Genomic DNA, 16,788 nt, shown 5'->3' on the forward strand with positions numbered 1-16,788 from the left:
GCTCTGGTGTTTTGGTCAGCAGTAGACGCTGGATGGCTCTAAGCCACCTGAGGGTAGAGCTCGTTACGATAAGAAATATAATTACGATAAATCGAGGGGCGCTTCTCTGCACTTATCTTGGTCATTTCGGCTTTACCCCAGGTAGGGGGAGCCTGCTTACCAGATAGTGCCCACGCTGCTTGACGCGCAGCGCCCAAAGCAACGAACTCTGCAGGTTCAGGTACATAAATGTCAATTCCTAGCACCTGCGCCAGAACCTCACGGAATGCTTTAGATTTTGCGCCGCCGCCAATGAGCAGGATGCGGTCAGGTTCAGCGCCGCGCTGCGCAACAATTTTTTCTAATCCTTCGCGCACAGAGCACGCTAAGCCTTCAACCATAGCGCGTGCCATATCTTTGCGTTCGAGACCGGGGCCAATGTTTCCCAAGTGAGCACGTGCCTCTGGCAAGTTAGGAGTTCGTTCACCGGTAATGTATGGAATAAACACCGCGCCTTTAGCACCGGATTCAGCATGCAGTACCATCTGAGCAAGTTCGTCATGGTCTACACCCAAGGTTGTACAGGCGAAGTCCATGACGGGTGCGCCGTTGAGAGTGCAGGCAAGCAGTAGATACTTTCCGGTGGCATCGGCAAAACCAGAAACATTGTATTTGTAATCGGCAGCAGGCACGTCTGAAAGCATCATAGCGACAGCACTAGTGCCCATAGATACTACGGCATCTCCATCTTGCAGGTCCAAGCCAAGTGCCGCGCCCATATTATCGCCAGTGCCCGGTGCAATTAGCGCGCCACTTTCGGTTTTGCCAATTACTTGCGCAGGTTCTGCTAGCTCGGGCAACTGGATTTTATGACCAATAGCCCAGGATGCGACCGGAGCGTCCCACTGTCGCTCAGTCGGGTTGTAGTAGGCGGTACCTGATGCTTCACCGTGATCTGTATACAGTTTTTTGTCGGTGTTTAGCTGCATAGTCAGGTAATCGTGGGGCAGAGCAACCTTGGCAGCACGCGCCGCATTTTCGGGTTCGTTTTTACGTACCCACAACAACTTGGTTGCGGTGTAAGCGGCAAGCGGCACGCTACCCACCTTCTCTGCAGCTCGCTGAGGGCCCCCCAAAAAGGCGGTGAGTTCTTCAGCTTCACCAGCAGATCGCGTATCGTTCCATAGCAGTGCATCACGCACTACCTCATTGTTTTCATCCAGTAGGACCATGCCATGTTGCTGACCGGCAATAGAGATTGCATCAGCTTTGGGCAGCACGTCTTGGGTGACGTCATGAAGTGCCTCTACCCAGGCTCGGGGGTCTACTTCGGTGCCAACGGGGTGAGACGCACGACGCTCGTCCACGACCTCACCGGTCTCAGCATTCACAAGCAGCGCTTTGCAGGACTGCGTAGATGAATCGATCCCTAGAACGTACTGTGTCATGACTAAATCCTTATATCTCGGGAAAGAAAAGGCTGAACTCGACAGCGGATGTTCGAGCCCAGCAAGATGCGCTACACCATAGAAGGCTGGGCACGGACATTACTTGCCGAGGATTTTCTCCAATGTCTTGATGCTGCCCACTCTGTGTAGTGAGCGCAGAGTCTCAAGGTAGGGCTTGGTGAAGTGTTCGTCGTTGACGACATCACCGAAGAAGTCCTTATCGCACAGGAAGGCAAGCTCGTCATCGCTCAGTTGAGCTTGAGCTGCGACACGAACCTTCTTTTCAGCATTATCGACGATGTTGATTGCCTCGCCCTTTTCATCGGTGCCCTCGGCATAACGAGCCCAGGACGCGACGATGGCAGCGGAGAGTTCAACCTTGCCGCCGTCCTTGAGGTTGTCGAAGACAACGGGCATCAGCCACTTGGGAATGCGGTCAGAGGACTCAGCGCACAAACGGGGAACGGTGTCTTTAATAGCCTCGTTGGTGAAGCGCTCTATCAGAGTCTTAGCGTACTGATCGACGTTAGTGTCAGGCAGCTCATCCAGAGTAGGCATTGCTTCTTCGCGCATATAACGCAGGAGCAGTTCCTCGATCAGCGGGTTGTTGACCGCGTCATCAACGTAGTGGTAACCCGCCAAATGACCAAAGTAGCACAGACCCTGGTGCGATGAGTTGAGCATACGAAGTTTTAGCTTCTCATAAGGCTCAACGTCATCAACTACCTGCACGCCCACCTTCTCGTAGGCAGGACGTTCGTCTGCAAAGTTCTCTTCCAGAACCCACTGAATGAAGTCTTCGGTGACTACGGGCCAACCGTCTTCATAGCCGAGTTTCTTAGCAACATAGGCGCGGTCATCATCGGTGGTCGCGGGAGTAATACGGTCAACCATTGAGTTGGGGAAAGGAACGTTCTCTTCAATCCAGGACGCCAATTCGGGGTCAAGCGCACGAGCGTGAGCAGTAAACATCTTTGATGCCAAGTGACCATTAGCCTGAATGTTATCGCAGCTCATTACGGTAAAGGGTGCTATACCTCGCTCACGGCGCAGCTTCAACGCCTGAACCACCAAACCGAAAGTAGTGCGGGGGTTCTCGGGATCTTTGAGGTCCTCAGCGACTGCGGGAGTGGTCAGATCATACTCGTGAGTGACTTGGTTGAAGTTGTAACCGCCCTCGGTCACAGTCAGCGAAACGATCTTAATATTTTCCTGAGCTAGGTACTCAACAGCACCGGCAGGGTCTTCAGGAGTCCACACGTAATCAACGATTGAACCAATAACGCGGATGTCCTCATTTCCCTGCGGATCACGAGCGATCAAGGTGTACAGGTAGTCCTGTTCTTTGAGCACATCGCGCATCTTTACGTCGTGCGGTAAAACGCCCATACCTGCAATAGCAAAGGTGGTCTCCCCCTTGTTCAACAGCTCATCAAGATACATTGCCTGATGAGCGCGGTGGAAGCCACCCACACCGAAGTGAACGATAGATGGCTTCAGATTCTTACGGTCGTAGGTGGGAATCGAGAAGGTTGAGCCTTCGGATAACTTGGCGGAAGCTTCTTCTTTAATAGCTTCGAGGTTTGACTGGTTCAGTTTCACAGTGGATCTCCTATATACGAGCACCCACAACAGTGAATGCATCTGAGGTTTATCTAAACGTAGAAAAATTCGGGCTTATTAGCCCTCGTAGTCGGTCAGCACTTTGACCTTGTCAGCAGAAGCGCTGGAATCATCGAAGGTGTAGCTAATCCATTCATTAGCCAGACGCAGGGCAAGATGCTTACCTATTACACGCTCACCCATGCACAAAATCTGTGCGTTATTTGACAGGATGGAACGTTCAACGGAGAAAGAATCGTGCGCGGTAACAGCGCGAATACCCTTAACCTTATTGGCAGAAATCGCTACGCCAAGACCGGTACCGCAAATCAGGATTGCGCGGTCAGCTTCGCCAGCTGCAATTTTTTCGGCAGCCGCAATAGCTATAGAAGGGTAGGGAGTGTGTTCGCCAGTGCCCACTCCAATATCCAGTACGGATGCCACGCGTGAGTCAGCTTCGAGTTGTTCTTTAATCGCGATCTTGTAAGTCAGACCGGCGGCGTCGCAACCTACAATGAGTCGAAGGTCTTCAGCCATCTTTATCAACCTTTCTTCTATGCCTGTGGCATACGTGTATTTCGTGAGCGATGGGTCGGTAGAGCTACCGGAATACCCTTGGCAGTCTTTAGGAACGGAAGTATGTGCCGACGTGAGTCAAAATCATTGCCATGGAGATAGCACCCGGGTCTGGGTTACCAATGGATTTTTCGGCTAGCGGGCGAGCGCGTCCCTTCTTGGGAGAAAGCGCTGATGTTTCTTCTGCTTTCTGAATTGCTAGATTCGCAGCCTCAGCCCAAGCATCAGGAAGGTTTGCCTCAGAATCACGCAAAGCCTCGGTGAAAGGTAGAAGAGAATCGAGCAGGGTCTTATCACCAATCTGAGCTCCACCCAGGGTCACCATTGAATCTGCGAAAGCCTGAACTGCTGCAGCCGCCTGATCCCGAGTAAAGGATTCAGCATCGTCTGCCAGAGTATTAGCCGCTGCTTCAAGGGACGCTCCCCACAAAACACCTGAGGTTCCACCTGCCAGCATTGCCCAAGCCCGTCCGCCGAGTTTAAGCAACTGCGAGGGACCGGCGCTATCGGGGGCATTCTGAATGGCTTCGAGGGCGGCTTCTGCACCACGCACCATACCGCGACCGTGGTCGCCATCGCCCGCTACTGCGTCAATTTCACCCAGGTAGTGTTCCTGTTCTTTCATCAGATTAGCGACGCTTAAGGCAGCCTCTCGCACCTTAGCGGCGATTGCTGCAGCTGCCGGAGAGGCCTCAATGATCGATTCTGCATCGACGGTTGCGGACTTAGCGGTGTAAGTCTTTTCAATGCTTTCAAGCTGCTTAGCGTCCTTGCGGTAGGCGCAAGCATAAGCTGGAGCTGTCCAGGTCTCTTCAAGTTCACCATCAAGCCAGAAGACGGTCAGCGATACGCCGCCCATGTCTAGAGAGGTCACGAGTTCACCAACTTCGGGGTCAATAATCTCGTAACCCACTGCGCGCAAATGGGGCGCAATCGTGCGGTAGAGCAAGAAAAGTTCTTCGTATTTGGTAACGCCCAATCCATTGACAATCACGCCAATACGCTTGCCCGCACCCTGAGGTGCATCCGCCAAAACGGCATCGACAAGCATGGTTGCTAGCTCTTTTGCAGAGGCACAAGCTTCATCACGAATGCCAGGCTCACCGTGGATACCAAGACCAACGCCCATCTGACCTTCAGCAACGGTAAAAAGTGGCTGATCCGCACCGGGCATAGTGCAGCCTGAGAAAGCTACACCCAGAGTACGGGTGTTTTCATTGGCAAGGTTGCCGATGCGCTCGACCTCGTCAATAGACTTACCGGCAGCGGCCGCTGCGCCCATTGCTTTAAAAACGGTAAAGTCACCCGCGATACCGCGACGCTTGTCGAACTCGGGTGCGGACGCGATGTCGTCCTTGACCACCACAATACGGGTGTCGATACCCTCAGCGTTGAGCATCTTAGCGGCGATACCAAAGTTAATGTTGTCACCCTGGTAGTTACCGAAGGTAAGGATGACCCCCTTGCCTTGGTCTGCCGCCTTAGCAACTGAGTACACGTGAGCGGCTGACGGTGAGGTGAAGATATTGCCCACTACAGCACCGGATGCAAAGCCAGGCCCCACCAGGCCCGCGAAAGCGGGATAGTGACCCGAGCCGCCCCCCACAATCACAGCGACCTGAGGTTCTTTGGGAGGAAGAGAGATAACACCACCAGGGACGCCTACCAGACGGTCAGAGTACAAATCCAAAAAGCCTTCGAGTTGGTCGTCGGCAAATTCTGCTGGATCGTTGTAGAGCTTGGTCATCGTTGGCCTTTCTCGGTGATGCTATTTCTTCGCTTGTAAACTACTTCTTGAGCTGGTTGACAGTCTCGGTTAGTCCAGGAACGATTGTGCATTTGATGGAATCGCCCTGTGAGTCGCCCACGGTGTCCAAGCCAGCTTGGAATTCTTCCAGCGGGAACTGGTGAGTGCAGATTTCATCCAGTGGCAAGATGCCGGATTCGATAATCTTTACCGCAGTAGGCCAGGTGTGCGGACCTAGGTGAGCACCGTAGACGTTAAGTTCCTTGTCATCGGAGATGATGGACCAGTCAACGGTGACATCCGAGCCAAAGACCGAGTATTCAACGTAAGTGCCGAGCTTACGTAGCAGGTTCAAACCCTGCGGAACAGCTGAGGGATGCCCGGTGCACTCAATGTAAACATCTGCGCCGTAGCCATCGGTCATATCCTTAATCTTCTGGACAGCGTCAACTTTTTTAATATTGATGACCTCATCAGCGCCCAGCTTCTTTGCCAGAGCCAACTTATCTTCCGCCATATCAAGAACAACAATCTTCAGCGGGTTCTTCTGGCGGGTGCCAATCAGCGCAGACAGACCGATAGGACCGGCACCTGCAATAACAACAACATCCTCAAACTTGATGTTGGCGCGCTCGACCGCGTGTAGGGCGCAGGACAGAGGTTCCGCGAACGCTGCGTGCTGGGGTGCTACGTCCTTTGAAATTTTGTGGACGCGTGCCAGAGAAGGTACAAGCATATACTCAGCCATACCGCCATCCCAGTTCTTAAAACCGAACATATCGTGGGGACCGCACATCCAGTACTCGCCACGCTGACAGTAGCGACATTCACCACAGGGAGCGATCTGTTCGATGACGATGCGGTCACCGATGTTCAGTTCGTAAGGTTTGCCGTCAGTGTGCTTCTTCAGGGTTTCAGCTGAACCCGCAACGATAGTACCGGCGATTTCGTGACCCGCGATGCGGTCGTTTTCTGCCCATTGCGCACGGTTCTCATCACCCCAGAACTTGGGTGCGCCGTGGTAGCATTTGAGGTCAGAAGCGCAAATACCGACAGCGTCGATTTTGATGAGCAGATCCGTATCGCCAATAGTCGGTACGGGCACTGTCTCAAGAACGTAGTTCTCGGGACCTTTCACTACAACTGCTTGCATGGTTTCGGGTAGGGTCGCGGTCATCGCTGATCTCCTTTATAGCCTTGATTGCTGTGTGTTGCATACAACACCAATTCTGCCACCCCGAGAACAAATGTCAAGCACAAATGTTCTTAAGAATTTTTAGCGGTGCGGAGCTTGAATGACAAAACCCTTAGAATTATCCATAAGATAAACCCTTCTACCACCTTGCGAGCCGCCATGGACACCAACCCTACAGATTTTTACAACTCAGACCATCTATTTGCAGCTGCAAATATGTACTACACCGAGAACCTCAGCCAGGCAGAGATTTCCCAACGCCTCAACGTGTCGCGCCCAACAGTAAGCCGCATGTTAGCTCAGGCAAAGGAACGGGGAATCGTTCAGATCAACGTCATCCACCCGGACGCAAAGTCTAATGAACTCTTAGCCGAACGGCTTGCCGAGGCACTCAACCTCCACAAGGTTTACCTTTCTCCTGGAATTCAAGACTCCACCATGGGTCCCGGCATGGAAAATGCCGTACTCACCGCTATCGCAGATATGAAACTTACACACGGGAGCACATTAGCCGTAGCATCTGGATTAGCAATATACGGAATCTCCCACATGAACCTACCCCCGCTCACAGGAGTTACCCTGATACCCACCGTGGGCGGTGTATCCGAACCAGAACCGTGGCACCAGCCCAATGAAATCGTTCGAACAATGGCACAGAAAACCGGCAGTCGACATCTCCCTATTTTCGCCCGCGTCATACCTACACCACTTATGTACAAAGCTCTTCACGAAGATGCTTCCTTCCAAGAAACAATCGCTCACTGGAAACACGCACAGGGTGCCCTAGTCGGAATCGGAGCTGTTACAACCCGGCGAACGTCAATTGCCTCTGATATCCCTCAAGGGGAACTAACAGATGCAGTAGGTGATGTTTGTTTGCACTTCTTTGATGAAGCAGGTAATGACCTCCCTTACACAGGAAGCGACAGAACGATTCGCATCCCATTGGAACAGCTTCAAGCAATTCCTCACAGCGTCGCTATTGCTGTAGGGAAAGAAAAAGTCCAATCGATCATTGCTGCAACCAAGCTAGGCACCTTCAAAAAGTTAGTTACAGACGAAGCAACCGCAAAAGATATACTTACCCACCTCAATAGCTAAGACCGCACCAGGTGCAGAGAAAAGCCCCTGAGATGCCCACATAGGGTGCTCAGGGGCTTTTATCAATATGCGTTCTTAGCTTTCTCTAATATCGGTGCGCTGCTTATTAGCTGCAAGGATCTCAAGTGCCGCAGTGTCTGCATCACGCATCTGCTGACGCTTCACAGGGTCGTCCTGCTCTGTACGCAGATTACCTACCATAATGAACGCACAACCGTACAAGGCAACAAACGCCCAGATAACAGCTGACTTCTGCATGAAGGGATCCCACCCCAAAGCACCGGTAACGCTGAGCACGATTGAAACAACCGAGGTACCCAAGAATGCAGCACCACCTGCAGCAGTTGTATACATTGCCATTGCTGCACCACGGTGCTCGGGGGCGTTAGCAGGCATAATCGCTCCCATCGGAACAAAACCTGCCAAGCAGATACCAAAGGTAACACCGGCAACCACAGAAACAACGTAGCCCCAGGTGGAACCAGCGGGGACCATATGCGGAACATACCACCACAACAACAGACCGATAGCCGATGCAAAAACCCCAAACCAACGCACGGTGTTAACCCAGCCAATGCGGTCTCCAACATTGCCAAAGAAAGCGTTGAAAAGAATATTGCCTGCAAAGATGAAGGTGGTCATCAAAAGCCAACGCGACTGACCCCAACCGAGTTCATCAGCAATAACAACAGGGAGAATGACGAACATACCAAACTGGGGGGCAGTGTTAATCAAACGAATTAAGAAACCCTGCATAACCTTTGAGTTCGAGAAGAGCAAGCGAATACCCGAAAGTAAAACGGTTGAGGTCGACTCATGTGCGGGGGCAATGCGCTTGTTACCGTTTTCAGCGCGGCATCCCAAGAAAACCATAAGAGCACCAACAGTCGCCAGCGCAAGCGCTACCCACATCGCTCCATGCTCACCTGCTGTGCCGCCTCCGAACACAGAAATCGATGCAATAGCAACCAACGAACCGATATGGGAAGACCACCTGTGAACATTACATAAAACCAGCCCACAGAAGTGCCAGCCATAGACTTCATCGCAGTAATATTCACCCACACAAGGAAGGAGAAGGAGAACAGCGGGTATGCCAGACCACGGAAGAAGTAGGTAACAGCAACTAGCCAATAATTTCCTGTGCCCAATGACAAAAGGAAGGAAACCTGGAAGATAGCCCACAAAGCGAAACCAATAATCATGACTTTCTTAGGACCCATGAGGTCAGAAAGCACACCTGAGAGGTAACTGGCTATAAGAGCCGCCAGCGAGTAGGCGGTAATGATGTATGAAGCTGTAGCTTCTTTACTACCAAGAACTTCAACCAGGTGCGGAGTAATAAAGTTGGCTTCTACACCGAGACCAGTCTGAAATATAAGAAGTCCCAGGAACCCCCATTTGAGAACACCAGGAATGCCAATTCTGTCGAGGAAAGGGCCCTCAACCCTCTGTTTTTGCAGTTTAGACGCCATTTCGTTCTTTTCTCTTATGTTTGCCTACGACTCAGGCATGACTCACATACTTTATGTATTGCACAGTGGTTGATCGCCTTCGTCGGTGACGCCCCACACATGCCCATGCAAGTCTCACACTAGACAAAAACATTCTAAAGCACAAGTGTTCAGAACATATTTTCAGGAACTGATTAGCAATGCAGGTTAATAAGAGGGAACTTTACACAGGTGGCGAAAAGAAAAGTACCGTATGCGAAGAAAAGCCCCGCAGTTCCCACGGGAACTGCGGGGCTTCATTTTTTCACTCCTCAAAAGGGAGTATGGGGGTATGTTTTTGAAACCGCTCTAGGTGCTCATCTTTCAGCAGTAAAGATTGTTCATGCTGGAGGCTCTACCAGCACACGGAACAGAGACCATTAGAAGGTCTTGAAATCAATCATCTTGGTGCAGGCTGTGTCGAGGGCTGCCCACTCATCAGTTACTTCAAAGACCGCCACCGATGAGGGCGCGAACCCGTAGGAGGCGTCCATCAGCGCATCGTAGTCCGAATCGCTGCGCGCCAGCTGCAGGGCGGCGTCCTGCACGCCCGGCAGGTGAGCAACCAGCATCAGCGCCTGTACCGTCTCAGGGGCACTATTGATAGCCGACACCAGCTTGCGTGCGGGCGCGTTATACAGGTTCTTGTCCAAGGATGCGGTCGGCGCTTTCTCCCCCAGCCCCTCAGAAACCCATGTTGTTGTCTGACGGGTACGCAAAGCTGCCGAAGAAACAATCATCTCGGGCACGTACTCCTTCTCCAGCAACCAGCGCCCTACTTGCGGTGCCTGAGCATGCCCGCGCTTGGTCAGCGGGCGGTTGAAGTCGTCAAGACCCCAGTCCGCCTCAGCATGGCGCATAATAATCAGCAGTTTGGTGGCGTTCATGGTGCTCCTTGGGTAGGCAAGAGCGCACAAAAACTCTTCTCGGAGATTTCCCTTTGTGCGCCCTTAGTCAGAAGAAAAGCTACTGATCTTATATTTTTTCGCGCACCTGACGCTGAATACGCGCCAGCATACCGCTCATACCGTTCAGTCGTAGCGGGCTCACCTGATCGGTCAGCGAAAGGCGCAAGGCAGTGTCCTCAGGTACGTCAAGTACGTCCTCTACACTCTGACCGTCCAGCGCTTCATGCAAGATAGAAGCGAAACCGCGGGTAGTCGGTGCCTCAGCAGGCGCTGAGAAGAAAAGGTTAACAATCCCGTCATTAACCTCAGTAATGAGAAAAATCGGTGACTGACATTCGGGTACGGCCTCAAGTAGCTCGGGGTGATCGGCGTAGCGCTCGGGTAGCACCGGCAAAGACTGGCTGAATTCTAAGAGCAGTTGCAGGCGGTCGGACGCAGCTACCTCCGCAAATTCAGCGGCGATTTCTGCCAGTTTTCCGGTGAGTTCGCTGGTCATTTATAGAGCCTCACCGGGTGCTTCGCCCTTGACGATGGGTACGGCAACAGCGTTGCCCCATTCCGTCCAGGAACCGTCGTAGTTACGCACACTGTCAATGCCCAGCAGGAACTTCAGCACGAACCAGGTGTGTGATGAGCGCTCACCAATACGGCAGTAGGCGATGATGTCATCGGCGTCAGCCAAGCCCAGCTCTTTAATGTACAGGGCTTTGAGTTCATCGAAGCTCTTGAAAGTTCCATCTTCATTGGCTGCTTTAGCCCAGGGTACCGAGTGAGCGGTGGGAATGTGACCGCCGCGCAGAGCGCCCTCTTCAGCGTAACCGGGCATGTGGGTGCGAGCGCCGGTGTATTCGTCCGCGCTGCGAACATCGATCAGGGGTAGCTTGCCGATGTTGGCTTTGACCTCGGGTAGGAAGGCGCGGATGGGTGCGTCGTTGCGCTCTACCAGGGGGTAGTCAGTGGCAGGAACGTCAGGCTTGTCGGTGGTGAGGGCGCGGTTTTCTTCAACCCACTTGGTGCGGCCGCCGTCCATGAGTCGGACGTCTTGGTGACCGAAGAGAGTGAAAACCCACAGGGCGTAGGCTGCCCACCAGTTCGACTTGTCACCGTAGATGACCACAGTGTCATCGCGTGAGATACCTTTGGCTTTCATCAAATCAGCAAAGCCCTGAGCGTCCACGTAGTCGCGGGTGACGGGGTTGTTGAGTTCGGTGTGCCAGTCAATTTTGAGGGCGCCGGGAATATGACCGGTTTCGTAGAGAAGTACGTCCTCGTCTGATTCGAGTACTACCAGGCCGGGGGTGCTGATGTTTTCTTCGACCCACTGGGTAGAAACTAGACGTTCCCCGTGGGCATAGTGAACAAACTTCTCGTTGGTATCAGCTGCGATACTCATGTGCAAAAATCCTTTCAGTGACGTGATGCGGTGCTTGTATCTAACTTCACCATAACCCACTCAAGCGACGCAAATATTCATAACGAATAGTTGCGCCGCTTGTGGAGGTGCGGTGGTGAGAGGCTTAACGTTTGTGCCTGTTCTTGTATTCCTCGAACATTTCGGGGGTTAGCACTTGGTTTTCTTTGGTGACGGGCTGACCGTCCTCGTTCAGATACACACCGTGGGTGTAGTCGAATTTGACCGGGTTGCCCTCTTCATCGGTGCGTGTATACCACTCAGTCACTTCCTCTGCCGTTGAGTCAAAGTCAGCGCCAGTGGCGTATTCGCTGGTGGGGTCGGTGGGTTCAATGGCAATTTTGAAGTTGTCACCGTGCTCGCTCACACCGTGTACCACAGCCTTTTCAACGGCGGTACGCGCGTAGTCGCGGCGAATGCTCAGCGGGTCATTACGCAATTCTTTAACCAGTGCAACGCACATGAGAATAAGTATCACCGAGAAGGGCAGAGCAGTAATGGTAATTAGGTTCTGCAACCCCTGCAAGGCGTTCTGGTTACCGGTCAGCAGAATAACCACGGCGATACCTGCCATGCATAGTGCCCAAAAAGTAGTAACGAGTTTATTGGGGTTAGGGTTGCCCTTCTGCGAAAGCTGCGAGTTTACCAGTGACGCTGAATCTGAAGTGGTAATGAAGAAGATCGCCAGCATGAAAATCACCAGCGGAGCAACGAACTGTGCGCCGGGCAGCTGCTCAAGCACCACGAAGAAAATTTCTTGCGGAGCAGGCATGGACGCCGCGGTTCCATCGGGTGCAACAGCATTGGATTCACGCTGTAACCAGATGGTGGTGCCCCCCAGAATCGTAAAGGCAAGAATGATAATGGTGGAGGGAATAAACAGTACGCCCAGAATGAACTGGCGGATCGTACGTCCGCGCGAAATCTTAGCAACAAACACGCCGACAAAGGGTGCCCAGCTCACCCACCACGCCCAATAGAAGGTGGTCCAGCCAGAAAGGAATGCTTCCATTTCTTCTGACTCTGCCATGTTGGCGCTCAAAGCATCGGGCAGAGTACCCACGTATTCGATGATGGTTGCCGGAATAATGTTCAGTAAGAAAGCGGTGGGACCTGCAACGAAGAAGAAAATTGCCAGACCGATAGCGAGCGTCATATTGACGTTCGAGAGCAGGCGAATGCCTTTAGAGACGCCGGAGACCGCAGAAATAATGGTGCCGATAGTCAGTACCACAATGATGATGAGCGCCATGGTGTTACCGGCAGGTGACCAGCCAGAGACAATTTCAACACCGCGAGCAATCTGCAGGGCGCCAATGCCGAGCGAGGCTGCGGTACCAAAAAGGGTGGCAATAATAGCCAACCCATCGATAGTGCGCGATCCCAGCGAATCATTGCGGTGGTTGGGAAAAAGTGGGGCGAGAATCGAGCTCATGAGTGGCACACGTCCGCGCCGGTAAGAAACGTAAGCAACTGCCAACCCCACAATGGCGTAGATAGCCCAAGCGTTAAAACCCCAATGCAGGGCTGCCTGAGCCATTGCCCCTGTGATTGCCTCCGCCGTTGCTGCATCATAGGCACCAGGACGGGGGCTGAGGTAGTAAGAGAGAGGCTCGTAGGGGCCAAAGAAGATGATGCCGATACCGATGCCCGCGCCAAAGAGCATAGCTGCCCACGACGCGGTGGAGAACTCAGGTTTTTCGCCGTCAAGACCCAGCGGAATATTTCCGTAGCGGCTAGCCGCCAGCGCCAATAAAAAGACCATGAGCCCCGCGGCAATGCTGGTAAAGATCCAGCCCAGGTTCTGCATTACCCAGGTGAGAGCCACAGTTGATGTATCAAGCACGCTCTGAGGTGCAATCACACCCCACACCACGAAAGCGATGATGACCGCCCCCACGGTAATAAGAATGGGCTTGTCAATTCTGTAGCTGACCCGCTGATCTTCAATAGAGACACCGGGTACAAGCGCCGGGTGAATATTGTGTGGGTACATGACTTGTCCGAGCTTACTGAGTTTGCCCGGTGCGCGTGTTGCTGCTGGTTTTCCGGGCGGGCCGGTAGTTACATCTGCTACTGAAGGCGGCGTTTTTTCTGCTGCCATAACGAGCTCCTCGAGGAAGAAAGTACACGAACCAGTAGCCCAGTATATAGCCCGCACTTTCAAGACCCACTGTTTATGACGCCGCATCAAGAACATCGCAAACCAGCGTTCGCGGGATGTTTTACCCGTATTTAGCTGTGTAATGGGTGCTTATTTGCCTAAAAACACCGACAGTATCTCAATCACCGCGTCGGGCTTATCGGCGTGTACCCAGTGCCCAGCGCCTTTCACCGTAATCTTGCGAACCTTCGGAAAAAGAGCACGCATAGTTGGGGTATCTTCGGGCTGAATGTAGTTAGAATTTCCACCGGCAACCCACAGAACCTGCCCGGCAAAAGGCTCCTCGTCGGGGGCATCCCAGCCCATAATCGCGTCCAGATTTTCGCGCAGCATCCCCAGGTTCGGCTCCCAGTAGAAACCGTCTTGACCGCGGGCAAGGTTCTGCAGTAGAAAACCACGGACGCCAGCGTCAGGCACCCGGTCGGAGATCTCGTCCCCAGCGGCGCTGCGGGAGGTGAGGGTCTTGAGGTTCAAGCTCAACAAAGAATCCAAGAGCACCGTAAAACTACCCTTTGAATCGTTGGGCGCGATGTCCATGACCACCAGACGGTTCACCAGCTCGGGGTGACGCAGTGCCAGCAGCATAGCGATCTTACCGCCCATCGAGTGTCCCACAATATCCACCGGGCCCTCGTGCGCGAAGCCTTTGCGCAGATTCTCAGCTACCAGGTCAGCCATGCGCGCATAGTCGAAATCCTGCGTCCGCCCCGAAGCACCATGGTTGGGCATATCCATGAGCAAAACGGTGAAATCATCGCCCAGACCGCGGGCAATGCGGGTGAAGTTTTTACCCCGCCCCATAAGCCCGTGCAAAAAAGCTACGCGCTGCGAGCCGCTGCCGAGGGTTGAAGATGCAATCTGAAAGTCTGTTTCACTCATGCTCTCTAGCCTACCCAAGAGGCACAGCAATCTACCACGCTGGAAGTCTTCTGAGACTTAGATGGAGTATTCAGGAGCTGCCCAGATAACAACCTCAGGATGCTCATAGAACCGGTAGCCCTGACCGCGCACGGTACGAACGGTATTCGAGAGACGTCCCAGCTTCGAACGCAGACGGCGGATATGCACATCAATGGTGCGCTCATTCGGCACCTCTTCAGCGTCGTGCCACAGGCTGTGCAGTAGTTCCTCACGAGCAACGGTGCGCGCACCGTTTTCAACCAGGTAGTTCAGTAGCTCAAATTCTTTGAAGGTGAGGTTCAGTAGCTCACCGTCTAAAAAGACTTCACGGCGCGAGAGGTCAATCAGCACACCGGTGGTGTGGGTGGGCTTTGAGTCAGAAGAGAAAATACCACCCTGACGCGGTGCAGCAGGTTCAGGTGCGTGATGAACGGCAGTGGGATCACCCAAAGCATTGCGAACCACCTCAAGGTCGCTACCCTCAGCATTGGTAGGCGCAAGAGCAACCGCAGCGTACGATTCAGCCTCAGACACCAAGTTATGGGTGTAAGCACGAAGATCCTGAACAATTCGCACCAAGGACGTTCCTTTGGCGGCAGCAGCTTCTTCGCTCAATCCCACGTAGAGCACGAACCCGCGCGCCTCAGACTCAGCAGCGAGTTTGGAGGGCGCAGGAGGCTCCGGCACGCTGGCAGTCATGGGACGCAGATTAGCCGGGTATGACTTAGCAGAACGCGCGACGCCGGGTGCAGCCTGATGGGCACCGGTTCGACCGCGCTGGGAAATATGAACGTATCCAGGTGCACCTGACATTTTTCTCCTGCTCTCGTGTGACTCAAAAACGCATTAGCCCCACCAATGGGGTGCTGCGCTTTTAGTACAGTTGGGCGCTAACCGCGTAATAATTTTGCGTGTGTGTTGCTCTTTTATCGAACTCTGATTAGCCCAATAAATCAAGTAACAATTATCATTTTTTCTCATGCTGAACTGTATGCGCATTTTTTGCTCGTGTTACAAAATATTTCAGCGAATATTTAATGCATACATATTCACATGATACCGAGAGTTGCTCTAGCGTTACAGCCTCTCACGTGAAATATTACCCAACTACAAGAATACACAGTGCTGAGAGATACACACAGCTAACTTGTCAAGAGTGAACAATAATTTTTGCACCCTTCACATTAACAAGATGCACCGCTCGAAGATACGTTTCAGACAGAAGAGCCTTGAGCCGACGCTCCACCGAAAGCATCAGATTGCCACTTTGCTCACAAAGCGCACCTCACGGCGAAACACACGCACAGAAGTGCTCAGCCATAACCACCGCACAGGCACCCACCCACCAACAAAAGATGGGTCGAGCAGACGCATCCGCTCGACCCACTTTTCCCGGCATGCCACCTATAGATCGGCTACCCGATTATAATTACTCAGCAACGCCGTAGAGACGATCACCAGCATCACCCAGACCGGGCACAATGTACGCCTTATCATTCAAGCGCTCGTCCTGAGCAGCGAGGAACAGGTCAATATTTTCGAGACCATCCACACCCTTTTCAAGAGCTTCAATGCCCTCAGGCGCACCCAGAATACAGAGGCAGGTGATGTGTTCTGCTCCGCGCTTACGCAGGAACTTGATGGTTTCAATCAAGGTTCCACCGGTTGCCAGCATGGGGTCAAGAACGTAGACCTGACGGCCGGTAAGATCCTCAGGCAGGCGTTCGGCGTAGGTCACGATATCGAGGGTTTCCTCGTTACGAGCCATACCCAAGAAACCAACCTCAGCAGTAGGAATCAGGCGGGTCATACCCTCCAACATACCCAAACCGGCACGCAGAATCGGCACCACCAGGGGGCGAGGAGACGAAATGTGCTTACCCACAGTCTTCGCCACCGGGGTCTCCACTTCACGGTCTTCTACGCGAATCTCACGGGTAGCCTCGTAAGCAAGCAGAGTCACCAGCTCGTCAACGAGCTGACGGAAAATCGGTGAGGCAGTATCTTTACTGCGCAACACGGTAATTTTGTGGTCCACCAGCGGGTGGTCAAGAACTTTAATACGCATACAACAAACCTACCACCGTCCGGTAGCACCCACCGACTGAGTAGCGCGTCCGCACCGAGCTTTCTATACCCCCTACCTCACCCGTGTGACCAGCTTTTGTCACTAGTGACCACGATTTACCCGGTGTGACCACCCTCTGCCCAGGTGAGCAGGTTTATCGTGGTCACCTGGGCAGAACCTGGTCACCTCTGAACAG

15 protein-coding genes are annotated in these 16,788 nt (G+C 53.0%); 1 reads left to right on the top strand and 14 read right to left on the bottom strand.

The genetic code is table 11. The annotated features are described in order from the left end of the window. Positions 1–38 precede the first annotated feature (38 nt). The 5 genes from xylB to JTP09_RS06020 all read right to left on the bottom strand — a co-directional run bounded on the left by xylB (position 39) and on the right by JTP09_RS06020 (position 6,529). Positions 39–1,427 (bottom strand): xylulokinase, encoded by a 1,389-nt coding sequence (xylB, locus tag JTP09_RS06000; protein WP_204877557.1) that lies wholly within the window; start codon positions 1,425–1,427, stop codon positions 39–41. A 99-nt stretch (positions 1,428–1,526) separates the two neighbouring features. After that, entirely contained in the window at positions 1,527–3,029 is a 1,503-nt protein-coding gene (locus JTP09_RS06005) for a mannitol dehydrogenase family protein (RefSeq protein WP_370592520.1), read from the bottom strand. Positions 3,030–3,107: 78 nt separating this feature from the next. After that, on the bottom strand, positions 3,108–3,566 hold the full coding sequence (locus JTP09_RS06010; protein WP_204877559.1) for a ribose-5-phosphate isomerase: 459 nt from the start codon (positions 3,564–3,566) through the stop codon (positions 3,108–3,110). Between the two features lie 88 nt (positions 3,567–3,654). Next, positions 3,655–5,352, bottom strand: coding sequence for a dihydroxyacetone kinase family protein (locus JTP09_RS06015; protein ID WP_204877560.1), 1,698 nt, complete (start codon positions 5,350–5,352; stop codon positions 3,655–3,657). Positions 5,353–5,392: 40 nt separating this feature from the next. Continuing rightward, positions 5,393–6,529: a zinc-binding dehydrogenase gene (locus JTP09_RS06020; protein WP_204877561.1), complete on the bottom strand. Its 1,137-nt coding sequence runs from the start codon at positions 6,527–6,529 to the stop codon at positions 5,393–5,395. 114 nt (positions 6,530–6,643) lie between these two features. Here JTP09_RS06020 and JTP09_RS06025 point away from each other — a divergent pair, with 114 nt between their 5' ends. After that, entirely contained in the window at positions 6,644–7,648 is a 1,005-nt protein-coding gene (locus JTP09_RS06025) for a sugar-binding transcriptional regulator (RefSeq protein ID WP_204877562.1), read from the top strand. A 75-nt stretch (positions 7,649–7,723) separates the two neighbouring features. On the opposite strand, the gene JTP09_RS10025 is transcribed toward JTP09_RS06025, so the two are convergent. The 9 genes from JTP09_RS10025 to upp all read right to left on the bottom strand — a co-directional run bounded on the left by JTP09_RS10025 (position 7,724) and on the right by upp (position 16,592). Next, complete coding sequence (locus JTP09_RS10025; RefSeq protein ID WP_370592533.1) at positions 7,724–8,596, bottom strand: MFS transporter; 873 nt, start codon at positions 8,594–8,596, stop codon at positions 7,724–7,726. Further along, positions 8,551–9,123 (bottom strand): MFS transporter, encoded by a 573-nt coding sequence (locus JTP09_RS10030; protein WP_239478951.1) that lies wholly within the window; start codon positions 9,121–9,123, stop codon positions 8,551–8,553. Before JTP09_RS10030 ends, JTP09_RS10025 begins: the two co-directional genes overlap by 46 nt. Before the next feature lie 398 nt (positions 9,124–9,521). Further along, the gene (locus JTP09_RS06035) at positions 9,522–10,028 is read right to left on the bottom strand and encodes a histidine phosphatase family protein (RefSeq protein WP_204877563.1); all 507 of its coding nucleotides are present in this window, start codon (positions 10,026–10,028) and stop codon (positions 9,522–9,524) included. 88 nt (positions 10,029–10,116) lie between these two features. Then, positions 10,117–10,545 carry a SufE family protein gene (locus tag JTP09_RS06040; RefSeq protein ID WP_204877564.1) on the bottom strand — a complete coding sequence of 143 codons (429 nt, stop codon included), beginning with the start codon at positions 10,543–10,545 and terminating at the stop codon, positions 10,117–10,119. Continuing rightward, positions 10,546–11,442: a sulfurtransferase gene (locus JTP09_RS06045; RefSeq protein WP_204877565.1), complete on the bottom strand. Its 897-nt coding sequence runs from the start codon at positions 11,440–11,442 to the stop codon at positions 10,546–10,548. Positions 11,443–11,566: 124 nt separating this feature from the next. Continuing rightward, positions 11,567–13,564: a BCCT family transporter gene (locus JTP09_RS06050; RefSeq protein WP_204877566.1), complete on the bottom strand. Its 1,998-nt coding sequence runs from the start codon at positions 13,562–13,564 to the stop codon at positions 11,567–11,569. A gap of 150 nt (positions 13,565–13,714) precedes the next feature. After that, positions 13,715–14,503: an alpha/beta fold hydrolase gene (locus tag JTP09_RS06055; RefSeq protein ID WP_204877567.1), complete on the bottom strand. Its 789-nt coding sequence runs from the start codon at positions 14,501–14,503 to the stop codon at positions 13,715–13,717. Positions 14,504–14,560: 57 nt separating this feature from the next. Then, the gene (locus tag JTP09_RS06060) at positions 14,561–15,337 is read right to left on the bottom strand and encodes a winged helix-turn-helix domain-containing protein (RefSeq protein WP_204877568.1); all 777 of its coding nucleotides are present in this window, start codon (positions 15,335–15,337) and stop codon (positions 14,561–14,563) included. Between the two features lie 616 nt (positions 15,338–15,953). After that, positions 15,954–16,592: a uracil phosphoribosyltransferase gene (gene upp / locus JTP09_RS06065; RefSeq protein WP_204877569.1), complete on the bottom strand. Its 639-nt coding sequence runs from the start codon at positions 16,590–16,592 to the stop codon at positions 15,954–15,956. Positions 16,593–16,788 lie beyond the last annotated feature (196 nt).

Origin of the sequence: Rothia sp. ZJ1223, from assembly GCF_016900985.1 — a bacterium.
Classification (GTDB): domain Bacteria; phylum Actinomycetota; class Actinomycetes; order Actinomycetales; family Micrococcaceae; genus Rothia.